General features: G+C 51.5%; 22 protein-coding genes. 7 read left to right on the forward strand and 15 right to left on the reverse strand.

Annotated elements, in window-relative coordinates; all coding sequences use genetic code 11:
- Positions 1-14: 14 nt before the first annotated feature.
- Positions 15-1,829 carry a hypothetical protein gene (locus tag AAC599_RS14150; RefSeq protein WP_340151052.1) on the forward strand — a complete coding sequence of 605 codons (1,815 nt, stop codon included), beginning with the start codon at positions 15-17 and terminating at the stop codon, positions 1,827-1,829.
- Here the strand turns inward: AAC599_RS14150 and AAC599_RS14155 are convergent.
- The gene (locus AAC599_RS14155; RefSeq protein ID WP_340151053.1) at positions 1,813-2,166 is read right to left on the reverse strand and encodes an MmcQ/YjbR family DNA-binding protein; all 354 of its coding nucleotides are present in this window, start codon (positions 2,164-2,166) and stop codon (positions 1,813-1,815) included. The genes AAC599_RS14150 and AAC599_RS14155 overlap by 17 nt on opposite strands.
- Positions 2,167-2,302: 136 nt before the next feature.
- Here AAC599_RS14155 and AAC599_RS14160 point away from each other — a divergent pair, with 136 nt between their 5' ends.
- Positions 2,303-3,208, forward strand: a complete 906-nt coding sequence (locus AAC599_RS14160) for a rhodanese-related sulfurtransferase (protein WP_340151054.1) — start codon at positions 2,303-2,305, stop codon at positions 3,206-3,208.
- Between the two features lie 16 nt (positions 3,209-3,224).
- Here the strand turns inward: AAC599_RS14160 and AAC599_RS14165 are convergent, their stop codons facing one another.
- From AAC599_RS14165 to fliI, 3 genes are all read right to left on the reverse strand, one after another.
- Positions 3,225-4,046 (reverse strand): isocitrate lyase/phosphoenolpyruvate mutase family protein, encoded by an 822-nt coding sequence (locus AAC599_RS14165; RefSeq protein WP_340151055.1) that lies wholly within the window; start codon positions 4,044-4,046, stop codon positions 3,225-3,227.
- A gap of 108 nt (positions 4,047-4,154) precedes the next feature.
- Positions 4,155-4,577: a hypothetical protein gene (locus AAC599_RS14170; protein WP_340151056.1), complete on the reverse strand. Its 423-nt coding sequence runs from the start codon at positions 4,575-4,577 to the stop codon at positions 4,155-4,157.
- A gap of 33 nt (positions 4,578-4,610) precedes the next feature.
- Positions 4,611-5,942, reverse strand: a complete 1,332-nt coding sequence (gene fliI / locus AAC599_RS14175) for a flagellar protein export ATPase FliI (protein ID WP_340151057.1) — start codon at positions 5,940-5,942, stop codon at positions 4,611-4,613.
- Between the two features lie 186 nt (positions 5,943-6,128).
- Between fliI and AAC599_RS14180 the strand changes: the two genes are divergently transcribed.
- On the forward strand, positions 6,129-6,830 hold the full coding sequence (locus AAC599_RS14180; RefSeq protein WP_293960570.1) for a response regulator transcription factor: 702 nt from the start codon (positions 6,129-6,131) through the stop codon (positions 6,828-6,830).
- Positions 6,831-6,935: 105 nt separating this feature from the next.
- On the opposite strand, the gene AAC599_RS14185 is transcribed toward AAC599_RS14180, so the two are convergent.
- The 6 genes from AAC599_RS14185 to AAC599_RS14210 form a co-directional block, all read right to left on the reverse strand.
- A complete protein-coding gene (locus AAC599_RS14185; protein ID WP_340151058.1) occupies positions 6,936-7,772 on the reverse strand; it encodes a protein-glutamate O-methyltransferase in 837 nt (278 codons plus the stop codon).
- Positions 7,769-8,932 (reverse strand): chemotaxis response regulator protein-glutamate methylesterase, encoded by a 1,164-nt coding sequence (locus AAC599_RS14190; RefSeq protein ID WP_340151059.1) that lies wholly within the window; start codon positions 8,930-8,932, stop codon positions 7,769-7,771. Before AAC599_RS14190 ends, AAC599_RS14185 begins: the two co-directional genes overlap by 4 nt.
- Positions 8,933-9,298, reverse strand: coding sequence for a response regulator (locus tag AAC599_RS14195; protein ID WP_293960576.1), 366 nt, complete (start codon positions 9,296-9,298; stop codon positions 8,933-8,935).
- A gap of 16 nt (positions 9,299-9,314) precedes the next feature.
- Positions 9,315-9,770 (reverse strand): chemotaxis protein CheW, encoded by a 456-nt coding sequence (locus AAC599_RS14200; RefSeq protein ID WP_340151060.1) that lies wholly within the window; start codon positions 9,768-9,770, stop codon positions 9,315-9,317.
- The gene (locus AAC599_RS14205) at positions 9,767-12,511 is read right to left on the reverse strand and encodes a chemotaxis protein CheW (protein ID WP_340151061.1); all 2,745 of its coding nucleotides are present in this window, start codon (positions 12,509-12,511) and stop codon (positions 9,767-9,769) included. The genes AAC599_RS14200 and AAC599_RS14205 overlap by 4 nt, the downstream gene beginning before the upstream one ends.
- A 213-nt stretch (positions 12,512-12,724) precedes the next feature.
- Positions 12,725-13,363, reverse strand: a complete 639-nt coding sequence (locus tag AAC599_RS14210) for a histidine phosphotransferase family protein (protein ID WP_340151062.1) — start codon at positions 13,361-13,363, stop codon at positions 12,725-12,727.
- A 120-nt stretch (positions 13,364-13,483) separates the two neighbouring features.
- Here AAC599_RS14210 and AAC599_RS14215 point away from each other — a divergent pair, with 120 nt between their 5' ends.
- From AAC599_RS14215 to AAC599_RS14230, 4 genes are read left to right on the forward strand one after another with little or no spacing between them, the layout of a single operon-like run.
- A complete protein-coding gene (locus tag AAC599_RS14215; RefSeq protein WP_340151063.1) occupies positions 13,484-13,672 on the forward strand; it encodes a DUF3553 domain-containing protein in 189 nt (62 codons plus the stop codon).
- Positions 13,673-13,704: 32 nt separating this feature from the next.
- On the forward strand, positions 13,705-15,414 hold the full coding sequence (locus AAC599_RS14220; RefSeq protein ID WP_340151064.1) for an NAD(P)H-dependent oxidoreductase subunit E: 1,710 nt from the start codon (positions 13,705-13,707) through the stop codon (positions 15,412-15,414).
- Complete coding sequence (gene fdhF, locus AAC599_RS14225) at positions 15,411-18,149, forward strand: formate dehydrogenase subunit alpha (RefSeq protein WP_340151065.1); 2,739 nt, start codon at positions 15,411-15,413, stop codon at positions 18,147-18,149. The genes AAC599_RS14220 and fdhF overlap by 4 nt, the downstream gene beginning before the upstream one ends.
- A gap of 1 nt (position 18,150) precedes the next feature.
- On the forward strand, positions 18,151-18,864 hold the full coding sequence (locus tag AAC599_RS14230) for a type 1 glutamine amidotransferase (protein WP_340151066.1): 714 nt from the start codon (positions 18,151-18,153) through the stop codon (positions 18,862-18,864).
- Positions 18,865-18,893: 29 nt separating this feature from the next.
- Here AAC599_RS14230 and AAC599_RS14235 read toward each other — a convergent pair whose 3' ends face one another.
- The 5 genes from AAC599_RS14235 to AAC599_RS14255 all read right to left on the reverse strand — a co-directional run bounded on the left by AAC599_RS14235 (position 18,894) and on the right by AAC599_RS14255 (position 23,854).
- Positions 18,894-19,634, reverse strand: coding sequence for an enoyl-CoA hydratase/isomerase family protein (locus AAC599_RS14235; RefSeq protein ID WP_340151067.1), 741 nt, complete (start codon positions 19,632-19,634; stop codon positions 18,894-18,896).
- A gap of 2 nt (positions 19,635-19,636) precedes the next feature.
- Positions 19,637-20,554: a DMT family transporter gene (locus AAC599_RS14240; RefSeq protein ID WP_340151068.1), complete on the reverse strand. Its 918-nt coding sequence runs from the start codon at positions 20,552-20,554 to the stop codon at positions 19,637-19,639.
- A 66-nt stretch (positions 20,555-20,620) separates the two neighbouring features.
- Positions 20,621-21,418: an alpha/beta hydrolase gene (locus tag AAC599_RS14245; RefSeq protein WP_340151069.1), complete on the reverse strand. Its 798-nt coding sequence runs from the start codon at positions 21,416-21,418 to the stop codon at positions 20,621-20,623.
- Positions 21,415-22,302 carry a 3-hydroxyisobutyrate dehydrogenase gene (gene mmsB / locus AAC599_RS14250; protein WP_340151070.1) on the reverse strand — a complete coding sequence of 296 codons (888 nt, stop codon included), beginning with the start codon at positions 22,300-22,302 and terminating at the stop codon, positions 21,415-21,417. Before mmsB ends, AAC599_RS14245 begins: the two co-directional genes overlap by 4 nt.
- Before the next feature lie 58 nt (positions 22,303-22,360).
- Complete coding sequence (locus AAC599_RS14255; RefSeq protein WP_340151071.1) at positions 22,361-23,854, reverse strand: CoA-acylating methylmalonate-semialdehyde dehydrogenase; 1,494 nt, start codon at positions 23,852-23,854, stop codon at positions 22,361-22,363.
- Positions 23,855-23,878: the final 24 nt, after the last annotated feature.

Here is a 23,878-nt window from a genome sequence, read left to right on the forward strand (position 1 = left end):
GGCAGTTTTAGATTATGAGTGGTATTCGCTCACCTTCCGGCGTTTCGTCGAGTGTAACGGGAAGTTCCAAGTCCCCGGCGTCCGGTCAGGGACCTGTCAACGCGACGACCTCGATTACCCCGGCGGGAGGTGAACGCGGGTTGCCCGCGAACAATCCGCAACAAACGCCGTCCACACCTGCACCCACAGAGATCAAATTGATCAATGCCGTCGTTACGGCAAAATCATCAAATGAGAATATTGTCCTGCATACAGAGCTGGGTAATTTTCGCATTACGACCCCGACCTCTCTCTCCGTCGGCAGTCATATCACTTTTGAAGTTATGAACGCCGAAGAAGTGATATTGGCGCGATTGCTGAACGTCAACGGCAAGGCACTTTCACCTCCACTTGATGTGCGATTGCTGCCGACAATTGCAAAATCGCTTTCTGGCGCGGAAGGGTATATTAAGGCTGGTCAGCTTCATCCGCTTGAATTGAAGGCGGGTTTGCAAACTCTGGCAACGCCAATAGCTGTCACGAAGGGAGAGATCGCTTTGCCCCCGCCAGCACCAGCACAATCGCCAGCGCCTCCCGCAACTCAGCAGACAACGCCAGTGCCGTTAGCGAGCAGGAATATTGTGTCGGCACCGACGAATAATGCCGCCACGATCCAGAACGATATTGCCCCCCGCACCAATCCACAGGGTATCGCGGTCTATCAGCGGTATCACAGCCCGTCCTTAGCTGCTCCGCCCACAGCGGCAGTGGAAACAAAAGCCACGCAAAACATACCGAATGCCAATCGATCACCGATCATTGAAGCTGATCTTATCCGACAACCTGCTCCGGTTAAAATTGAAACGTCAAAGGGGACGCAAGTCTTTGAGGTGGGCGACAAGATCAACCTGATTATCCGGCCGCAAAAAGGAGCAGCTCCGTTGGTGCCCCGCGCCGGGATTCTACAAGGAACCGTTGTTGCGCTGACCAATGCTCCAAACGCGGGAGGCCTCTCCAGAGTTACCATGCAGACTCCCCTCGGGACACTCTCCTACAGCACGACAACTCCCCCTGCGGCAGGAACCAATGTTCAGTTTGCGGTCGCTGATGAGATTAGTATTTTCCCATTACCCGAAGCAAATATCCGGCAATCCGGCGAGCGGGCACCGAAGCTAACTATCATGGGTGACTGGAGCAATCTCCGCGAGGCAATAAATCAGGTTGCACGTCACGACCCGATTGTTGCCCAAACGGTTATCAGCCAGACTATCCCACAGGCAAACCCGCAGCTTTCAAACAGCCTGCTGTTTTTCATGGCGGCGTTAAATCTTGGTTCCATTGAGAAATGGCTTGGTCAGGATTTTGCCCAGGCCATGAAGGCGTCCGGGCGAATTCCTCTGCTTCAGGCGCTGGAAGAAGATTTCGCCACTTTTTCCCGTTTGCAAGCCGATAGCGGCGGCCAGGATTGGAAAAGTCTGAATTTTCCGTTTTTCGACGGCGCCAATCTGCGTCAGATACGCATGTTCCATCGGCGTCATAAAAATCCGGAAGCCGACGAGGGAGAAGCGGAAACAACTCGCTTTTTGATAGAGCTTAACCTCACGAAATCCGGGCCTTTGCAATTGGATGGCCTGTTCAAGAAGCAGATATTTGACCTTGCCGTCCGCAGTCACAGGGATGTAACGACGGAAATGCGGCAACATATTACTAAACTGTTCAGCGAGCATATGGAAATTTCAGGGTTGAATGGACAGCTAACCTTCAAAACCATTACGCCATTCCCTATAGATCCGCTCAAGGAATGGGAGACAAGTAATGACAGGGAGACAGGGGCTAAATTCCCAGCTTAGTGCGTATTGCCTTGGTGAGCTTGGCCTTGATGATCGAATAGGCCTCTTCAATATAGGCCTTGATATCATCGTCCCCCATGGCATTCTGTGAAACCAGTTGAACCCATTTTGCCCGGGCCAGATAGGGAGCGGGGACAATCCCCTCCTGCTCGATAAGAATTGCGTATGTAAGATCACTGCACTTGAAGCTGATTTTCTCTGTCTCTCCCGGCCCCCAATGCGAGCAAATGGCAAAAATCTTCCCGCCAATTTTCCAAACCGAGGCGTTGCCCCATTGCACAACATTTTCGACCGCCGGCAAAGAGGCACAAAATCCATCAAAATCTGATCTGTTCACGGGTCTTTTCTCCCCAATGGCAACTCGCAGCAACTTCAGAATAAAGAACTTTATAGCATGAAATTTCAACCTTGATAGAACAGCCGCACTACGTCATATTCCCGCCCAAGACCAGACCGGATGGGAATATGAAATTATGTATGTTGTTGCAGCGCTTTATAAGTTTGTGGCACTGCCCGACTATGAGGAATTGCAGCAAGAGCTGCTAAAGCTTTGCCGTGAAAACAAAATTCAGGGCACTCTCCTGTTGGCAGAGGAAGGTATTAACGGAACGGTATCCGGCACGCGCGAAGCCATAGACATCCTTCTTGCCTTCCTGAAAGCCGACCCGCGATTCAATGACCTGCAGCATAAGGAATCGATCAACGAAAACCAGCCTTTCTATCGAATGAAGGTTCGCCTCAAGAAAGAGATTGTAACCCTGGGCGCGCCCGGCCTTGATCCGCGAGAGGCTGTTGGAACCTATGTGAAACCGAAAGACTGGAACAATCTGATCAGTGACCCCGATGTTCTGCTGATCGATACACGCAATGACTATGAAGTCGAGGTTGGAACATTCAAGGGCGCACTTAACCCGGAAACAAAAACATTCCGGGAATTCAAGAAATTCGTTGAGGAAAGGCTTGATCCCGTCCGCGACAAAAAGGTCGCAATGTTCTGCACGGGAGGAATTCGCTGTGAAAAATCCACATCGTATCTCTTGTCAAAAGGGTTTGAGAATGTGTTTCATCTTGAGGGCGGTATTCTCCAGTATCTGGAAGATGTTCCGAAAACGGAAAGCACCTGGGAGGGGGAATGTTTCGTTTTTGACCAGCGGGTAACCGTTAATCACGATCTTGAAAAAGGATCCTATGATCAATGTTATGCCTGCCGCTATCCGATCACAGAGGAAGACAAGACATCCCCACTCTATCTTGAGGGTGTTTCCTGTGCCCGTTGTCACGACAGCCTGAGCGAGGATCAGAAAAAGCGTTTTGCTGATCGTCAGAAGCAGATCGCACTCGCAAAAGCACGAAACGAAAGCCATCTCGGCAGTAAATAACCGTCACTCCAGTTCGCTATACCGATTTGATCAGCCTTCCAAGCGAGGCAAACGAAGCGGCTGATTTGAAGGGGGCAAAAGATCCTGTCTTTTGAATTTCCGTCGCTGCATCAACCATGGCCCCGTAGGCAATACGGGCAAAAGCAGACCCGGCGTTGATCCGGCGCACCCCTGCCTTTTCCAGCTCCGCCAGCGTCACCCCCGGCAAGCCAATTCCGGCAACGACATTCACAGGCCGCGACACAGAACGGCAAACTTCCGAAATGGTTTCAAGGTCAGGCAATCCCGGTGCATATAAAACATCCGCCCCGACAGCCTCATACCCTTCGAGCCGTGCTAGGGTATCGTCAAAATCGGATCGTCCAAAAAGATAATTTTCGGCGCGGGCTGTCAGCATAAAAGGCCGGTCAAGCTTCGCAACCGCTTCCGCTGCTGCTGCAATCCGCTCAATGGCATGTGCGCGATCGTAAATCGGATTATCCCGATCACCCGTCGTATCCTCAATCGTGCAGCCCGCCAGTCCGATTTCCGCAGCCAGGCGAACCGTTTCAGCAACCGTTTCAGGCGCATCGCCATACCCGTTTTCAAGATCCGCACTTACCGGCAGCGGGGTCGCCGCAATAATTTCAGCTGCATGATCCAGCGCTTGCTGCCGGCTGATCTCTCCAATAGCGTCCCCTTTGCCCGACGAAAACGCAAAACCTGCACTTGTGGTTGCCAACGCCTCAAATCCCAGAGCGGCCAGCATTTTTGCAGACCCGACATCCCATGGATTTGGAAGAACAAAGGCTTTATCACGTTGATGCAGAGCCTTGAATTTTTCAGCTTTTTCCGACAATTTAACAGCCTCCGACTATATGTTCATGATATGTTCCTTATCACTAATTCACTGATCTAATCAAGGAAAAAGCAAGTCGGAAGTCTAAGTGGGCAAGCGCCCGTTCGATTACAGAGGAGCGGATTTGCGCCGATGCAATTCGATTGCCATGTCATCAATCGCCATCTGCTCGGCGCGATCACGTGAGTATTTTTCCCTGGTCATTCGGGCCTCAAGCGCAATCTCGTATTTTTTGAGTTCCTGGAAGCAGTCCGCCACCTCTTCATTGAGCGCAGCGATTTTCTCGTCCAAATCTTTTATGCTGACGTGGATATTCTCCCTCTGTATTTTTGCTGCCGCGGCGTAACTCGCGAAGGCGAACCCAAGTTCCGGGTCCTTGTCGGCAATATCGATCTCCTGCTGCAGTTCTTCATCCAGCTTATGAAGCCGCGCCAAAAACCCCTCTCGCAATTCTTCAAAATCTGCAAGTTCACGGCGTTTTTCATCCAGCTTCCATTTGTGAACCCGGATCAGGTTTTGCAAACTCTTCATGTTATCATTGCCATCAGGATCTCAAACCGGAAGTTAAGCGGATTCAAATTCTATCTGCTGTTCAAGAATTTCGGAAAGGGTCGCATAGCATTCCGGCAAACTTGTTCGTTCTTTTTTGTTCTGGCTCATAAACTCTTCAAGTAGCGGGAAGAAGTGAATTGCCTCATCCACCTGCGGATCGGTGCCCGGTCGATACGCGCCGAGCCGGATCATTTCCGCCATATCATCATAGGTAGAGAGATACTGCCTGGCTTTCGAGATAAGAATATTCTCATCTTCGCTATTACATCCGGGCATAGTGCGCGAAATGGACTTGAGAACATTAATAGCCGGATACCGGCCGCGTTCAGCAATCTGCCGCTCCATGACAATATGACCATCCAGAATACCGCGAACGGCATCGGCCACGGGCTCATTATGGTCATCTCCCTCGACGAGGACAGTGAAGAGCCCCGTAATGCTCCCTTTTCCTGAACCCGGTCCCGCCCGTTCCAACAGTTTCGGAAGTTCGCTGAAAACTGTTGGTGTATAACCCTTGCTGGTCGGGGGTTCTCCGCCAGAGAGCCCAATGTCCCGCTGTGCCATGGCAAAGCGTGTAACACTGTCCATGAGACAGAGCACCTCGCGCTCCTTATCCCGAAAATATTCCGCAAGGGATAAGGTCAGATAGGCCGCCTGCCGACGCATAAGCGCGGATTCATCAGAGGTAGCCACGACAACGACGCTTCTTTTCAGACCTTCTTCACCAAGGTCGTCTTTAATAAATTCCTGAACTTCGCGCCCCCGCTCCCCGATAAGTCCGATCACATTGACGTCCGCCGCCGTATTGCGGGCCAGCATGGAGAACAGGACGGATTTACCGACACCGGAACCGGAGAAAATACCCATCCGCTGTCCGCGGCAACAGGTAACAAATGTGTTCAGAGCCCTTACGCCCAGATCAATTTTCTCGCCAACGCGCTGACGTGCATGGGCAGGCGGCGGCGTATTCCTGAAAGGAATGGCGGCGCTTCCCGCACTTAAAGGAGGGCCACCATCAATGGGTTCTCCCATCGCATTCACGACACGGCCAAGCCAGCTTTCATTCGGAAAAATAACGGGATCACGTTCCGCGATTTCCGCTTTGCAGCCAATGCCAACGCCTTCCAGCGCCGCAAAGGGCATAAGCAATGCGCGATCATTTCGAAAGCCAACAACCTCGCATTTTACGTTCCCGCCATCCCGGGACCGCAGATTAACCCGGCTGCCAATACTCAGGCGTCTTTGAATGCCCCCGATTTCAACCAACAGCCCTTGGATTGCAGCAACGCGACCATAGAATTGCGATGTGGGAACTCTGCTGATTTCGGAAATTATATCTTGCACGAATGACGCTCCGGGTTTTCAGTTTTTGCAACTTGCCTCGACCTGTAAAACCCATTTTGACTTATACCTTTTAAAGTTTCGTAAATGCTGTTTACCCGGGTTAACAAAGATAGTTAATTTTTATCTTTTATTTTAACTATTTGTTAAGTTAAGTTATTAATAATAGTTGCGTACAGGAGGTGATTTATGCGGGTATTATTGATTGAAGACGACAGCTCAATGGCACGTGGCATCGAATTGATGCTCAGCGCAGAGGGCCTTAATGTTTACACAACCGACCTTGGAGAAGAAGGGGTCGATCTCGGTAAACTCTACGATTATGACATTATTATCCTGGATTTGGGCCTGCCTGATATGTCTGGCTATGAAGTTCTTAAAAAGCTTCGGACAGCCAAGGTCTCAACCCCCATTCTGATATTGTCCGGCATGTCCGAACCCGATGATAAAGTTAAGGGTTTGGGGTTCGGTGCGGATGATTATCTGACCAAACCTTTTAATAAAGATGAACTTGTCGCACGTATCCATGCGATTGTCCGCCGCTCCAAGGGGCATGCACAATCGACAATCCAGACAGGCAAGCTGACCGTCAATCTGGATTCCAAGTCTGTGGAAGTCAGCGGCCAGCGGCTGCATCTCACCGGCAAGGAATATGGCATGCTGGAATTGTTGAGCCTGCGGAAGGGCACAACGCTGACAAAAGAAATGTTCCTCAACCATCTTTATGGTGGCATGGACGAGCCGGAACTCAAAATCATCGACGTCTTCGTTTGCAAGCTGCGCAAAAAACTGGCGGCAGCCACCAACGGAGATAATTACATTGAAACTGTCTGGGGCCGCGGCTATGTCCTACGGGACCCTGACGAGAACGTACAAGCCAAGGCAAGCTAACCCAGCTATCAAGACAAGAAGCCAAAATAAACCCCGCGGTACTTAAAATACTGCGGGGTTTATTTTGTTGAGAAGTTATAGAGAAATTTAAAGACGACGCGCTTATCAGCTCGCCGCCGCCATTATCCCGCCTTTAGCTGACGTATAGACGCCGCGCTGGCCTTCAATCGGCTTAAAGCTATCACAGATGCCAAGGACAGTCTCTGCACCGCCCAGAAAGAGAGCACCGTCATCTGCCAGAATGTTGTGAACCTGGTTCAGAACTTTCCCTTTCGTCGCCTGATCGAAGTAGATCAGCACATTGCGGCAGAACACAACATCGAACTGCCCCATACCGCCCAAATCCTCGAGGAGGTTTTTAGGCTGGAATTTCACCATGGCGCGAATGGAGCTGTCGATCTGCCACATCTCGCCGACCTGCTGGAAATGCTTCATCAAAAGCTGGATTGGCAAACCGCGCTGGACCTCAAATTGCGAATACAGACCCGCTTTCGCTTTCTCAAGCACCTCGTTTGAAATATCCGTCGCCAAAATCTCGACACGCCATCCCGCCATTTTTGCTGCTTCTTCTTTGAGCAGCATCGCAATGGAATAGGGCTCCTGCCCTGTCGAGCATGCCGCCGTCCAGATCCGCAAACTCTTTTTTGCGGCCCGCGACTGAATGAGTTGCGGCAGAATAACCGACCGAAAGATATCGAACGGCTTGGTATCACGGAAAAAGAACGTTTCGTTGGTGGTCATCGCCTCCGTGATCTCATTTAACAAACGCTCATCATTCGTCCGGCGCACTTCTTCGGCCAAAGCTTCAAGGCTTTCAAGGCCGCGTCTGCGCGCAAGCGGAACAAGCCTGCTTTCAAGCAGGTAGACTTTTTCTTCCGTCAGCACCAAGCCGGAACGTTTCCGGACTATATCACCGAAAAGCTGGAAATCCTGGCTATTCATGCGGGCCTCCCATTGACGAAATTCTCGATTGCGCCAGAGATTCTCTGTAAAGGCAGAATATTTGTGCATAGACCAGCGGACGCAACCGCCCCCGGCATTCCCCATACAACACTTGTTTCTTCATCCTGACCGATCACCACTGCTCCTGACTCCGCAAGTTTTCTGCAGCCTTCCAAACCATCATGCCCCATCCCCGTTAGAATGGTTGTCAATACATGCGTGCCATACACGGACTGCAGGCTCCGCAGCATTGGATCAACAGACGGGCGACAATAATTTTCCGGCGCTTCCTGATTTAATTTAATAATAGTATTTCCAACCTGACCACTGACAGTCAAATGCCAGTTTCCAGGCGCAACATAAACCCGATTATCCTGAACCTTCTCGCCATCTATCGCCTCAAGGCAATCTTTGCCATAAATCTTAGTCAGATGTTCGGCCAGGATAGTCGTAAAGGTCGCCGGCATATGCTGAGTAATAAAAATGGGAAGGTTTATTTTGTCCTTTAGCCCGGCCAACAACTTGAAAAGCGCTTGCGGCCCGCCTGTCGACGCCCCGATTGCAATTGCCTTTATCTGGGGAATTCTTGAAATCTGCCGCACAGTTGCCGGCGTTTTTGCGGCAACAAGCGATGCCTTGTGTTCCCGCTGTTGCGGCACGATGGCCGGACGGGAAACAACCTTACCGGCAGCTTTATCCCGGGATCGCCTCGTTGATCCCAGCGCCCTGACTTTTTCTAAAAGGCCACGCTGAAAATTTTCCTTATCATCGGCTACACGGGTCGATTCAGGCTTTGCTATATAATCGGCGGCGCCCATAGACAGTGCCTTCAGGCTGACATCAGCATTACGGCGAGTCAGGGTCGACGCCATGATGACCTGCACATCCGGATCGAGAGATACTAGCTTGGGCAGGGCCGTCAACCCGTCCATCTCTGGCATTTCAATGTCCAAAATAACAAGTTCCGGCTTTGCCCGCTCAAATTCTCGTAGTGCCATGGCGCCATTGCTGGCAAGAGCGACGACATGTATATCCGCTTCCGCGTCCAGCCACCGTGACAAGAACCCTCGAATAACGGCTGAGTCATCGACGATCATCACCCGGTAGGGGTCACCGGATGCGCTCTTCGGACTTTGCGCAATAGTTTCGGCCTGGATCACCTAGATAACTCCCACCTGCGAGAATTTTGCTTCGATAATCGCCCGGTCAAAGGGCTTCATAATATATTCGTTTGCACCGGCAGAGATGGCCTCGCGAATATGGGCCATGTCATTCTCGGTGGTGCAAAAGATCACGATGGGCTGTTCACCATTTTCCGTACCCCGCAAAGTCCGTAGAAAATCGATACCGTTCATAACTGGCATGTTCCAGTCGAGCAAAATAACATCAGGCATTTTCTCCTGACAGGTCGTGAGTGCGCCTTTGCCATCCTCCGCTTCCAGGATTCCAAAGCTCATGTCTTCCAATATCCTTCTGGCAACCATGCGAACGACTTTGGAATCATCTACAATCAAACAGGATGGCATCAACTTTCTCCGTTTCTTATGCTGCGATTGTCGAATTGCCGCCAAAATCGAGCAGCCGCTCGATCTGCAGAACAACAAGCAATTTATCTTCAAGGCGATAGACACCGCCGGAAATCTCCTTCCAGCGGGCATTCAAGGTTACCGGTGTCGGCTGTAAATCATTTACGTCCAGGGTGAGCACCTCTCCCACACTGTCAATCATCAGGCTGTAGGGTTCACCATGATGCTCAACGACAATACTCATGCCGCCGTCTTCCTGCTCTAGCTGGGATAGACCGAGCCTTTTGCGCACATCAATCGCGGTCACGATCCGTCCGCGAAGGTTAAGGGCACCGGCAACTTCCGCCGGGGCAAGAGGAATTTTGGTCAGCTTAAGATCCCGAAGGACGTCGTGCACTTCAAGAACCGGGATACCGAAGAGCTGGTCCGCGATTAAAATCGTCACATATTCCTGCATGTTACTGATCGTCATTTTGCACTTCCACTTGCTTTGAGAGTCTGCGTGAGCGCCGACATCAATGAATCCCTGTCGAATTTTGCAATGTAATCGGAGAAACCGACCGCACGGCCACGATCAAAATCGCCAGGTGTCGTATGGGATGACAGCGCCACAATCGGCGTTTCATGCCACCTCTCGTCACCCTTCACCTTTTCAGCAAAGGTGAAACCATCCATTTCCGGCATTTCAATATCGCTAATAATGATATCGAAATGCTCGCCGTGATCGCGTTTTTCGAGAGCGTCGATACCATTTTCGGCGGTCGTGACAGCGTAACCGGCCGTTTTGAGCAGGGGCACAAGCATGTTGCGGAAGAATGGGCTATCATCGACCAGCAAAACTTTCTGCTTTTCGTTTCCTTGACCGAATGGACGTGTTTCCTGCGCGCCAAACCAGCTTCCGAAGCATTTTTGCAGGCAATACCCGACATCGACGATATCCGTTGCTTTATCGCGGATAACCGCGCTTCCCACGAAACCTTCACGGTCAGACATCATTTCGACATCAAGGGTGTCTTCAACAATATCAACGATTTCATCGACAACGAGACCCATGGTGCGATCCTGATCGCTGAAAACCAGGACCGGTTGGCGGCCTTCTTCGACAATGCTTACGCTGTCGTCAATTGTTGTCAGCGGCATCAACTGGCCGCGGTATTGAACAACCTTCTTGCCATTGGTGTCTTCAATCGTATCAACATCAATTTCTTCGAGTCGGGCAACCAGCGACAGAGGCACAGCCTTCGGATCCTTCCCACCTGCCCGAAAAACAAGTAGAGCCGTTTTCTCGTCTTGCAGCTGGCTTAGCTTGGCTTCATCCTTCTCGGAATTGTCAGCGCTTACGGCGGCATCACCAGCCATTGCAGCAACGCCATTTGGATCCAGGATCATGATAACGCTGCCATCCCCAAGGATCGTATTCCCCGAGAAAATAGATAGGTTCTTGAGAATTGGCGCTATCGGTTTGACGACGATCTCTTCAGTATCGAAAACCCGGTCAACAACGATGCCAAAAACAAAACTTGCGACCTGAATGACGACGATAAATTCTTCTGCCCCTTTGACCGTGCTTTGATCTGCAACTTCATCTGCGGCGGTTTCCAGTCGCATGATGTCATTGAGATGCAACAATGGAAGTAGTTGATCACGCAACCGCAGGACAGGTGACTCATTGATCATTTCGATGGTGTGGTCACTGCTGCTGTTGGTCGATGCCCGGACAAGCTCCAAAACGCTTGTTTGCGGGATCGCAAAGCGCTCGCCACAACACTCAACAATCAATGCGGAAACGATGGCGAGTGTCAACGGAATCTTGATGGTAAAGGTCGATCCTTCCCCTTCTTCCGATGTCAGCGCAATCGTTCCTCCGATTTTCTCGATGTTCGAACGGACGACATCCATCCCGACACCTCGGCCGGAGACGTTTGTCACCTTCTCGGCCGTCGAGAACCCCGCCCGCATGATGAAATTCTGGATCTGCTGCTTGCTCATGCCCTCAAGTTCGGCTTCGCTTGCCAGTCCGTTTTCAATGACTTTTTTCTTGATCTTTTCTCCGTTCAGACCGCGACCGTCATCGGTAATCTTGATGATGATATGACCGCCTTCATGGAAAGCCTCAAGAACAATCTTGCCGGTCTCATTCTTGCCGTTTGCAACACGATCCGCAGGCATTTCCAATCCATGATCAGCGGAGTTACGCACCATGTGTGTCAACGGGTCCTTGATCAACTCCAACACCTGGCGATCGAGTTCCGTTTCGGCTCCACGCATAACCAGATCAATTTTCTTGTCAAGATCTTGGCTCAAATCGCGAACAATGCGCGGCAGTTTAGACCAGGCGTTCCCGATTGGCTGCATACGGGTTTTCATCAGCCCTTCCTGCAACTCTGTTGTCACATGGCTTAGACGCTGAAGCGGTACCGTGAATTCGTTGTCATCCATACCACGGACCATCTGCAGAAGCTGATTTCTTGTGAGTACGAGTTCACTTACCATCGTCATCAGGTTTTCGAGCATCTGGACATTCACCCGAATGCTCTGATTTGCAATGCTCGACTCCTTCGATGCTTTTTCTTTAGATGATTTCTCTGCTACCGGTTTCGTCTCTCCGTCCTTAACCAGCGGTTTTGCTTCAGCAACAGGCTCAGGCATATCGTCCGGGCCTTCTGCGGCCTGGAAAGCAGCCTCAAGCTCTTCGAGGGATACCTCGCCTGAGCTTGGTTCATCATCCGGACCTTCTGCGGCCTGAAACGCCGCTTCCAGCTCCTCTTCGGAGACACTGCCCTCTGGAATACTTTCTTCTTCCTTGACCGGCGCCTCTTCAACGGGAGCAGATGCCGTGCCGAAGGCGACTGCGTTCAACCGGGCAATTAGGTCAGCATCATCTCCTGCGGGCTCTTCCTCGGTTTCTTCAATCGTGGCAAGAATGTCCTTAATGACATCCATGGCTTCCAGAATAATCGTAACAACGTCAGCAGTGACGGTCAGTTCCTTGTCACGGATTTTACCAAGAACATTTTCCCCGGCATGGGCCACTGCCTCAAGTCTTGGAAGCCCTAGAAAGCCACATGTCCCTTTGATTGTATGGACGAGGCGAAAAATATTTCCGATATGACTTTCATCGCTCGGGTCCTGTTCCAAAACAATGAGTGACGTGTCAACAATGCCTATGCTTTCGTTGGTTTCCGTGAGAAACTCGCTCAGAAGATCATCCATTTAACCGCATACTTTCCGTAACGTTGCATGATATCCGGGAACGTAATTACCCTGATATTTTCAGATACAGAATGCCGGATATAGGTTAACAAGCGGTTACAGAGAGAGCAGTTTTACGCCATTTTTATCCTGATGAGGATTTCAGTATATTCATTTTTCTTTTGCCGAGCATCTAGCAATTTTTATGGCCGACAATATGGACCACCGATCCATTTAACCGGAACGGACGGAGAGGCTCACGTGATCGTCATCCATTTCCTGAATAACGAGGTTCGCCTTATTATTCTCGCAAAGAGCCATAAGATACTGTACCCCGACATTCTGGGCCGTCAGTTCTGCCTCGTTATAACCGTTTTGCAGAATATGGGTTACGTCTTCTCGAAGGAGCGCTCGCATTCCTTCTGCGCGAAAGTTAAAGGACCAGCCCCCCTTAGAGACATCGCCTGTGACCTTCAGTTCGCCTCCCCGCGGTAAAGCTCCGGCAGCAACAACCAGCAAATTACAGAGAATCTTCACTACATCTTTTGGTAGCATTTCTATGCTGCCAGCCTCATCCGGCCAGTCAAGCTTGACTTTTCCGAAAGACATGAGGTCACGGCTGAGATTGCGGGCGTCTCGCAATGAAATATCCTGCCCCATACTGCCGGCGAGACCAAATGCAAGCCTGTAGAATTGAAGCCGGGCCGAGGCCTCACCCGCGCTTTCACTTATCAGCTTGAGGGCTTCTGCCCGCATATCCTCATTGCCATCATCTGCAACGAGCTCGGTGCCATTGCAAATGGCGCCAATTGGGCCGATGACATCATGGCAGAGTTTGGAACTCATTAAAGACGCGAGTTTCAGATCAATCATATTATCACCGGAATCCAATACATTCAGAACATTACAAAAAGGAACAACCTTTGTCGCCTGCACGACAATTTGCTAAAGTGAATATGCAACAATCCAGTCTGACATGTTAAGAGAAAAATCATGCTAGCCCAGTTTTCACCAGGTCAATATGTTCGTCATCCACAGCAACCGTGCTGGGGTATCGGTCAGGTTCAGTCTTCTGTTGCGGATCGTGTCACGGTAAATTTTGAACATGCTGGCAAGCAATTAATCATTGCAAGTGTCGTTGAATTAATCGTCGTAAATGATGACGACATATACGGCAATTAAGCAGAAATATTTAACTCCGGAGGAACCCAGAATTGACAACAGGAAAGTCGACATTTGCCGTTCCAAAGGCGCCCGGTAAAGGTGGGCGGAAAGCGCGCTATCAAAAAAAGGGCCGTCAGGTTGACCCGGTTGCCGCCCGCGAAGTTGCGGCGCTTCTCGGGCGTCGTTCTCGGCAGCCCGACTTATTGATTGAACATCTGCATTTAATCCAGGATACCTATGGATATCTGTCTGAGGCTCATCTGACGGCACTAGCGGATGAAATGCGTCTTGCCTTGACTGAAGTATATGAGGTCGCAACCTTTTATCACAACTTCACTGTTGTCAAGGAAAGTGACACAACGCCTGCGGCTCTGACAATCAAGGTCTGCGACAGCCTAACTTGCGAAATGGTGGGATCGATGGCCCTGAAAAGTACGCTTGCGGTTAAATACGGCGCCAATGTCCGCGTTACCCATGGCGCCTGCATGGGTCGCTGTGAAAAAGCCCCCGTAGTGCGCATAAAAGACCGCTATGTCGGCAATGCAACGCAGGAGACTGTCGATACCGCATTGGAAGACGAGAAGCGGAATGCACCGCTTGATATTCCTTCATTCAATACATTTGAAAATTATAAAGGTGCGGAAGGCTTCACAACCATCGAAAGTCTTCGCAGCGGAAAACTGACGGCCTCTAACATAATCGAGATATTAGGTGATAGCGGCCATCGAGGTCTTGGGGGCGCTGGTTTCCCGCATGCCATGAAGCTCAATTCCGTTCTGTCCGTTCCGGGGCCGCGTTATATGGCCGTAAATGCGGACGAGAGTGAACCCGGTACGTTCAAGGACCGGTATTTTATGAACAGCAATCCCTTTCAGTTTCTGGAAGGAATGCTTATCGCCGCAGAAATAGTCGAGGCCGAGGCGATTTATATTTTCCTGCGGGACGAATATCCTGAAACCGCAAAGATTCTGACAGATTGTATCGGAGTCCTGTCTGAAGAAAACCTCAATGGTGGGAAAGCGATATATTTGCGGCGCGGCGCTGGCGCCTATATCTGCGGCGAGGAAAGCGCAATGCTGGAAAGCATCGAAGGCAAACGCGCGCTGCCCCGACACAAGCCCCCTTTCCCGGCTCATGTCGGCTTGTTCGGACGCCCGACTCTCATAAATAACGTGGAAACCCTTTACTGGTTACCGTATATTATTCGCAAAGGCGCTAACTGGTTCAAGGAAGGCGGGCGCAATGGCAGTAAAGGGTTTCGAAGTTTTTCCCTCTCCGGTCATGTCAACAAACCGGGAGTTTATATTACACCCGCCGGAATTACGGCCGCGGAACTGATTGAAGAATATGGCGGCGGCATGAAGCCGGGGCATAAATTCCGGGCGTATCTTCCCGGCGGCGCATCAGGTGGTTTACTGCCTGCATCCATGGCGGATATTCCGCTTGATTTTGGTACTTTGGAGAAGCACGGCTGTTTTATCGGCTCCGCGGCTGTCATTGTGATTTCAGATCAGGACGACCTCAAAATGGTCGCCCGGAATTTGATGCGCTTTTTCGAGGATGAAAGCTGCGGACAATGCACGCCCTGCCGTGCCGGCACGGAAAAGGCGCTGAAAATAATGCAGAATGATGAATGGGATTCAGGCCTGCTGGAAGAGTTGAGCGCCGTCATGCGCGATGCCTCTATCTGCGGACTTGGACAGGCCGCTCCAAACGGACTGATGTCAATCCTCAAACATTTTCCGGAGGAGGTGCAATGAGCGATCACGTCGCTTTCGAGCTGGACGGCAAGATGGTCACGGCAGAGGCCGGACAATCCATCTGGGATATCGCCAAACGCGAAGGTACGTTGATCCCTCATCTTTGTCACGCGGACCGTATCGGTTTTGCGGCAGACGGGAACTGCCGGGCCTGCATGGTCGAAATCGAGGGCGAGCGCGTTCTGGCCGCCAGTTGCATTCGTAAGCCGACCGAAGGCATGAAGGTGCACACCGCGACGAAGCGCGCCGAGAAGTCACGCAAGATGGTCATGGAGCTCCTGATCGCGGATCAGCCTGACCGCGAAACATCCTATGATTCGGAGAGTCATTTCTGGAAAATGGCGGATCAGCAAGATATATCGGATAGCCGGTTTATTCCGCGTGAGATGCCGACGAATGATCTCTCCCATCCGGCCATGGCCGTCAATCTCGATGCCTGCATCAACTGCAATCTTTGTGTCCGTGCCTGTCGCGATGTCCAGGTAAACGATGTGATCGGTATGGCCGGTCGTGGCGTCCATTCCAAGATCGTCTTCGATTTCGATGATCCTATGGGGGACAGCACATGCGTTGGCTGCGGTGAATGCGTGCAGGCCTGCCCCACAGGTGCCTTGCTCGAAAAATCTGTTGTCGGGGATCACCGTATCGATCGTGAAGTTGACAGCATATGCCCGTTCTGCGGTGTCGGCTGTCAACTGACATTCAAGGTGCGTGACAACAAAATCCTCTTTGCCGATGGGCGTGATGGCCCCGCCAATGAGGAACGGCTTTGCATCAAGGGCCGCTTTGGCTTTGATTATATTCATAACCCGGAGCGCCTGACAGTACCGCTTATCCGCAAGGAGGGTATCGCCAAGGCGGATGTCGCCGATCTTGACCCGGCAAATCCCTTCACTCATTTTCGTGAAGCAAGCTGGGATGAGGCGTTAGAGGTTGCGGCAAGCGGATTGATAAAAGTCAGAGATACCAAAGGCGGTAACGCTTTGGCCGGCTTCGGTTCCGCCAAGGGGTCAAACGAGGAAGCTTACCTCTTCCAGAAACTAGTCCGCACTGGCTTCGGAACGAACAATGTCGATCATTGCACCCGGCTCTGTCATGCGTCCTCAGTCGCCGCCTTGCTGGAAACTGTCGGCTCCGGCGCTGTCTCGGCCCCGTTTAACGAGGCGGAGAATGCGGACGTCATCATGGTCATCGGATCCAACCCCACGGTCAACCATCCTGTCGCCGCAACGTTCTTCAAGAATGCGATTAAAAAAGGCAGTAAGCTGATTGTCATCGACCCACGCGGACAGTCCCTGTCACGACATGCCACTTATATGCTGCAGGAAAAGCCGGGAACGGATGTCGCCCTTCTCAACTCCATCATGCATGTTATAATCGAAGACGGGCTGACCGATGAAAGCTATATTCGCGACCACACCGAAAATTTTGAAGAACTGAAAGCACATCTGGTCGGCTTCAGCCCCGAAGCCATGGCCGAGACAACGGGCATTGATCCCGCGATGATCCGCGAGGTGGCTCATGTTTTCGCCAAGGCGAAAGCAGCAATTATATTCTGGGGAATGGGAATAAGCCAACATGTACATGGCACAGATAATTCGCGCTGTCTGATCAGCCTCTCCCTAATGACCGGCCAGGTCGGACGTCCCGGTACGGGCCTGCATCCCTTGCGTGGACAGAATAATGTTCAGGGCGCCTCGGATGTGGCATTGATTCCCATGTTTCTGCCCGATTATCAGTCTGTTGAAGATCCTGTCATCCGGACGAAGTTTGAGAAATTCTGGGGTGCCGAGATACAGCCCGAGAAAGGCCTGACCGTCGTCGAGATCACCGAGGCGATACACCGGGGGAGCATCAATGCAATGTATATCATGGGTGAGAATCCGGCAATGTCGGACCCCAACGTCACACATGCACGCGAAGCCCTCTCGATGCTTGACCATCTCGTCGTGCAGGACCTGTTCCTGACGGAGACAGCAGCTTATGCGGATGTAGTCCTGCCGGCCTCCGCATGGCCGGAGAAGGATGGCACCGTGACAAACACCAATCGCCAGGTGCAGATGGGCAGAGTTGCTGTTCCCATGCCGGGAGATGCGCGGCAGGACCTCTGGATCATACAGGAAATTGCACGGCGCCTAGGGCTTGACTGGCATTATAGCCACCCAAAAGATGTCTTTACGGAAATGACTCAGGTCATGGACAGTATCCGGGGTTTAAGTTGGGACAGGCTGGAAGCACAAAACTCAGTAATCTATCCATGTGAAAGTCCTGAAGACCCCGGTCAACCGCTGATCTTCACCGAGAGATTCCCGACCGCGAATGGCCTAGGTAAATTCGTACCGGCAAGCCTGATCTCCCCGGACGAGGTTCCGGACAGAGACTATCCGATCGTTCTGACCACGGGCCGCCTGCTGGAACATTGGCATACAGGTTCAATGACGCGTCGTTCAGAAGTACTCGATGCGGTGGAACCCGAACCGATCGTTCACATGGCCCCAAGCATGATGGAGCAGTTGGATGCGAAACCTGGTGATATTGTGACTGTACGCTCGCGCCGCGGCGAAATAGATATTCGTGTCCGCGCGGATGGCGGCGTGCAGAATGGCATGATTTTTATCCCTTTCTGCTATGCGGAAGCGGCCGTTAACCTCCTAACGAATGATGCGCTTGACCCTTTCGGCAAAATCGCGGAAGTTAAATTCTGCGCTGTCAGTGTCGAAAGGAAATCCGCCTGAAATGTCCGCTGATCTGGAGAGGAAAACCACTGTCGGGATAATCCAGACAGGGCGTCTTGGTGGGTCGCTCGGCGTAAAATATGGTGAGTATCCGGAAATGTTCATGGACCTCTTTAAGCAAGAGCCGTTTGACTATGTTGTTTATCCCGCTATTAAAGGAAAGCTACCAAAGCACCCGCTGGAATGTGACGCATGGGTTATCACCGGCTCCAAACATGGTGTCTATGAAGATTTCGACTGGATAAAGCCGCTGGAAGTTTTTATCCGTAAATTAGTCGCAAGTGGCCAGCCAACTGTAGGGGTATGTTTCGGCCATCAGATCATGGCGCAAGCCATGGGCGGAAAGGTTGAAAAATTCTCCGGCGGCTGGTGCGTCGGACGCGTTACATATGCGGATATTGCAAATAATTCGGAGGCAAATCTGCTGGCTTTTCATCAGGATCAGGTCATCACCCCGCCAAAAAATACGGACGTGTGGCTGACATCTGATTTTTGTCTGCATGCGGGTCTGAAATATTCTCCGACCTGCTTTTCGCTCCAGCCACACCCGGAACATACCCTGCCCTTTCTCGTCGATCTGATCAATCAACGCCGCGGGGTTCAGCTCTCCGTGGAGGCGGCGGATGACGGACTTGCCTCTCTTGCAGCGTCAAATGACCAGCAGCAATACGGGCTCTGGATTGCGGAAATTCTTAAAGGAGACCGTCGACTCTAAAACGCGCACCGAAGACTGTTCGTCCGATGTTACCCTTTTTTGAAAGCTGAAAGACGTTCGTCATCGCCTTTTGCACGGCCAGGACTGTTCTCGCATTCAAACTGCAATCCATCTTTCAGACCGTAGTCCTGCCCCTTGTTCACCAGCATCTTGTCTGCCCGCAATGTATACCAGGAGTTTGCTGTAATATCGCGGGCCATCTTTAAGGCCTCTTCCGACAGCAGGCTATCCGGTACGCATTTATTCACAAGCCCGATTTCAAACGCTTCAGCCCCGGACACGACCCGTCCAGTAAACATCATTTCCTTGGCGTTCAGCACCCCTATCCGGCGCGGAAGCCGCTGGCTCATCCCCCAGAGCGGCGTTAACGCCCATTTTCCATGCGTGTCTGCAAACTTTGCACTTTCGCCGCAAATCATTAAATCGCACGCGAGAACCAACTCTAGCGCACCGGTGTAACAATGGCCGGCAACCTCCGCAATGACCGGCTGCGGCAGATTCTCGATCATTTCGATGGTTTCAGCCTGAAATCGGGGATGCGGCGCCTCTTCTCCAGCCTGCATTGCCTTCAGGTCATTTCCTGCGGAAAAGGAACGCCCCTCTCCCTTCAGGATAACGCACCCTATTTCATCGGTTTGACTGGCAAGAGCTTTAACATGTTCATGTAATTCTACAAAAAGAGATGGGCTGAGGGCATTCAGCGCTTTTGGACGATTAAAGCTCAAGATCGAAATGCCGTCAACATCCCGGCGCTTGACAAGTTCTTCCATCGCTACCCCTCTTCCATGGCATCAATGTCCGGCTTCCTGTTTGCCTGACGAAACAGGTTCCTCTCCCGGTAGAATGTATAAACTCCACTTCCGACAATAATAATACTGCCAAAGATTGTCCATTGATCCGGAATATCGCCAAAGACGATAAAACCCAGCAGGATGGCCCAGATCAGGATTGTATACCTAAACGGAGAGGTGAAGCTGATATCTCCGACGCGCATGGCCATGATACTGAACAGATAACCGAAAATAACAAAGAAGGCCGCCATGGCGAGCAGTCCACCAGCTTCGACCGTAACCGGTCGCCATTCCATTGTCATTGACAGCACCGCCCCGACAACCATGACTGAAATCGATGTCAGTAAGGAGACGAAGAGCGACGGCACGCCCACTGACAACCGCCGGGTCGACAAATCCCGCAGTACTACGAAAAACACTGCGATGATGGCGTAGATTGAGAACTCATTGAACCCGTCCGACCCGGGACGCACAATCATCAAAACGCCAATAAACCCCGCCGTAATGGCCAGATAACGTCGCCACCCAACAGCTTCGGAGAGGAAAATTGCCGCCGCCAATGTTACCGCAAGCGGGAGCGCCTGTAAGATAGCCGTCGCGTTGGCAATGGGCATATGGAACAGAGCGGAGAGATAAAAGACCGCGCCGCCGACTTCTCCGATCAATCGAAGACAGACGAGACCCCGATCTCCCTTGGGAATACGATAGAGAAGATTCCCCTTGTAAAGGCAAAATACAGCCAGCAGCAGGCTCGTGAAGATACCGCGTAGAAAGATAGCCTGGAAAATGCTGAGGTGATCAGCAAGCAGTTTCATTGTTGTATCGTTAACGACAAAAGCGGCCACACTTATCGTCATGAATGCCGCTCCGCGCATATTGTCGGAGATTTGAATACCCATAGAATATTAGTCGATCAATTAGCCCAGGATCGCAAGCAATATTCCGCTGACACTATATATTTCAGATCATTTTGACTGTAGATGACGAGCAATGAATGTTTCTATTCGAAGCAGCACATCCTGCGGTTTTTCCTGCCACGGATTATGACCGCAATCGCTGAGAAAAAACTTCTCGAATGGTCCCGCGACCGCATTCTCGATGGATTCGATCTGTGCAACTGTTCCGAAGTTATCGCTCAGACCTTGTATCGCGAGTGCCGGAGCAGCTATCCCGGGAAGAAACTTTTCAATGTTCCAATCCCTGAACCGTGGATTGAGCCAGGCATCATGCCAACCATAAAAAGCGCATTCTGTATTACTTCCATGGAATTTTTCCAGCTTTACCCGTAAATCGCCTGCCTCATAAAGACGCTGGGCCGTCTCTATTCCTCTAATTGAAATGTCTTCACAAAACACATGCGGCGCCATTACGATCATAGCTTCCGGCGCAGGCAAACTGGTCAGCCCTGAATATATCAAAGCAATAGACGCACCGTCAGAATGGCCGACAAGGCAAAATCGCGAGATGCCGAAATGTTCAATCAGATGCGGGAGAGTGCGCTTAGCTTCGCACTCCATATAGTCCAACGGTCGGGGCAGTTCACAAGGGTCCGATCCCCCGTACCCGGCCCGGCTATAAACCAGCCCTGAGAGGCCAAGTCTCTCACATAGCCGCTCAGGAAAATCTCGCCAGAGCGCTACACAGCCGAGACCTTCATGCAAAAATATGAGAACGGGCTTTTGCGGATCGAAATCTCCTATAATACGAGTTTCAATCCGCACGCCCGAAATCGTAACAATCTCGTCGACGGCTGTCAGAGTCACTTTTTCCGGATCATATTCACGATGCCAGAGAAATCCGCCTTTTCTCCCTCGCCACCGACATAGGATTCATACATTTCCATCGCCGCCTTTCCAAGCTCAGTAGAAGCGCCGAAGCCGTTCGCTGCATCCTGGCTGAGATGCAAATCCTTCAGCATGTTCTGCGCAGAGAATCCGGGCTTGTATCCGTTGTTCGCCGGGCTCGCCGGAACCGGCCCGGGGACAGGGCAATAGCTCGTCAAAGACCAGCATTGGCCGGAAGCAGTAGACACAATATCGAACATCGTCTGATGTTCCAATCCGAGCTTTTCAGCCAGCACGAAAGCCTCGCACACGCCAATCATGGAAATACCAAGGATCATGTTGTTACAGATCTTGGCCGCTTGTCCATTACCAGGGCCACCTGTATGAACAATATTTGCACCCATTGCCTCCAGGATTGGTTTGGCCGCTTCAAAAGCGCCTTTGCCGCCACCGACCATAAACGTCAATGTTCCTGCGGCAGCACCACCGACACCGCCGCTCACAGGTGCATCGACCATACTCATACCAGCTGCCGCAGCAGCCTTTTCGACATCCCGGGCCGTCGCCACATCAATTGTTGAGCAATCGATGAAAAGCGTTCCCGGATCAGCAGCAGACAACAATCCATCGTCACCCAGATAAACCGATCGGACGTGATCTCCCTTCGGCAGCATACTGACAACAATGCCTACATTCTTAGCGGCATCAGTAGCGGATTCTGCCGCTTCCGCGCCTTTTGCCACACAGGTTGCCACGGCATCCGCCGACAGATCAAAAACCTTCACTGAATGCCCGGCATTCAAGAGGTTAAGGGCCATCGGCCCGCCCATGTTTCCGACACCCACAAAACCAATTCTGGCCATAGTAAACTCCCCGAAATTTAATACTCCGACACCGATGTGTCGGAGCTAATATTGAATTTTATTTATGTGTTGGCATAATGAACTCAGCGCCCGCCTTGATGCTGTCGGGCCAGCGGGAAGTAACCGTCTTTACCTTGGTATAAAAGCGCACACCTTCAGGCCCATGCTGATTGTGATCTCCAAAGGCGGAATTTTTCCACCCGCCGAAACTATGGAAGGCCAGCGGAACCGGTATCGGGACATTTACACCAACCATACCAATCTCGACATTATTGGAGAAAGCCCGGGCAACATCACCATTACGAGTGAAAATTGATGTACCATTACCGAATTCATGTTTGTCAACCATTTCAATGGCATCATTGAATGTCGGTGCGCGGACAACAGAAAGAACCGGACCAAAGATTTCCTCTTTATATATCCGCATGTCTGTTTCAACATTGTCAAACAAACAGCCGCCCATATAGAAGCCGTTTTCATATCCCTGCAGTGTCAGGTCGCGGCCGTCAACAACCAGATCAGCCCCTTCCTTGATGCCGAGGTCCACATAGCCTTTTACTTTTTCCAGATGCTCTTTGGTCACCAGCGGTCCCATATCACCATCGGCAGCACTTGGACCGACTTTCAGGCCGCGCACCTGAGGTGCCAACCGCTCAACAAGTTCATCACCGGCATCGCCGACGGCAACCGCAACAGAGATGGCCATGCAGCGTTCACCCGCTGAGCCATATCCCGCACCAATCAGCGCATCTACGGCCTTATCCATATCTGCATCCGGCATGACAAGCATATGATTTTTGGCGCCGCCCATAGCCTGAACCCGTTTTCCCGCCGCAGCCGCGCGGGAGTATACATATTTCGCGATTGGCGTGGAGCCAACGAAGCTTACCGCCTTGATACGCGGATCGTCGAGAATGGTATCCACAGCAAGTTTGTCACCATTTACGACATTAAGAACACCTTTTGGTGCACCTGCTTCGAGCATCAATTCTGCAAGCCGCATAGGAAGAGAGGGGTCCTTCTCCGACGGTTTCAGAATAAATGTGTTGCCGCAGGCAATTGCGACGGCGAACATCCACATGGGGACCATGGCCGGAAAATTAAAAGGTGTAATACCGGCGACAACACCGAGCGGTTTGCGCATGGAATACATGTCAATACCGGAAGAGACGTTGTCCGAAAACTCACCTTTCAATAAATGCGGAATGCCACAGGCAAACTCGACAACCTCAAGGCCGCGAATAATCGAGCCCTTCGCATCGGAATGAACCTTGCCATGCTCACTCGAAAGCAGTGCGGCCAGATCTTCGATATTATCTTCAACCAGCTGCTTGAACTTGAACATCACCCGTGCACGCGTAATCGGGGATGTGTCTGCCCATTCCGGGAATGCTGCGAGGCTGTTGGCAATTGCCTCGCCTACTTCAGCTTCGGTCGCCAGCGGAACATCCGCTTTTCTCTCCCCCGTGCTCGGATTATACACAGGGCTGAAACGCCCGGATTTACCGGAAACATACTGTCCGCCGATATAATGTTTTAATTGCTCTGTCATTTGGCCTACTCCCAAAAAAGATTC

Origin of the sequence: uncultured Sneathiella sp., assembly GCF_963976355.1 — a bacterium.
GTDB lineage: Bacteria > Pseudomonadota > Alphaproteobacteria > Sneathiellales > Sneathiellaceae > Sneathiella.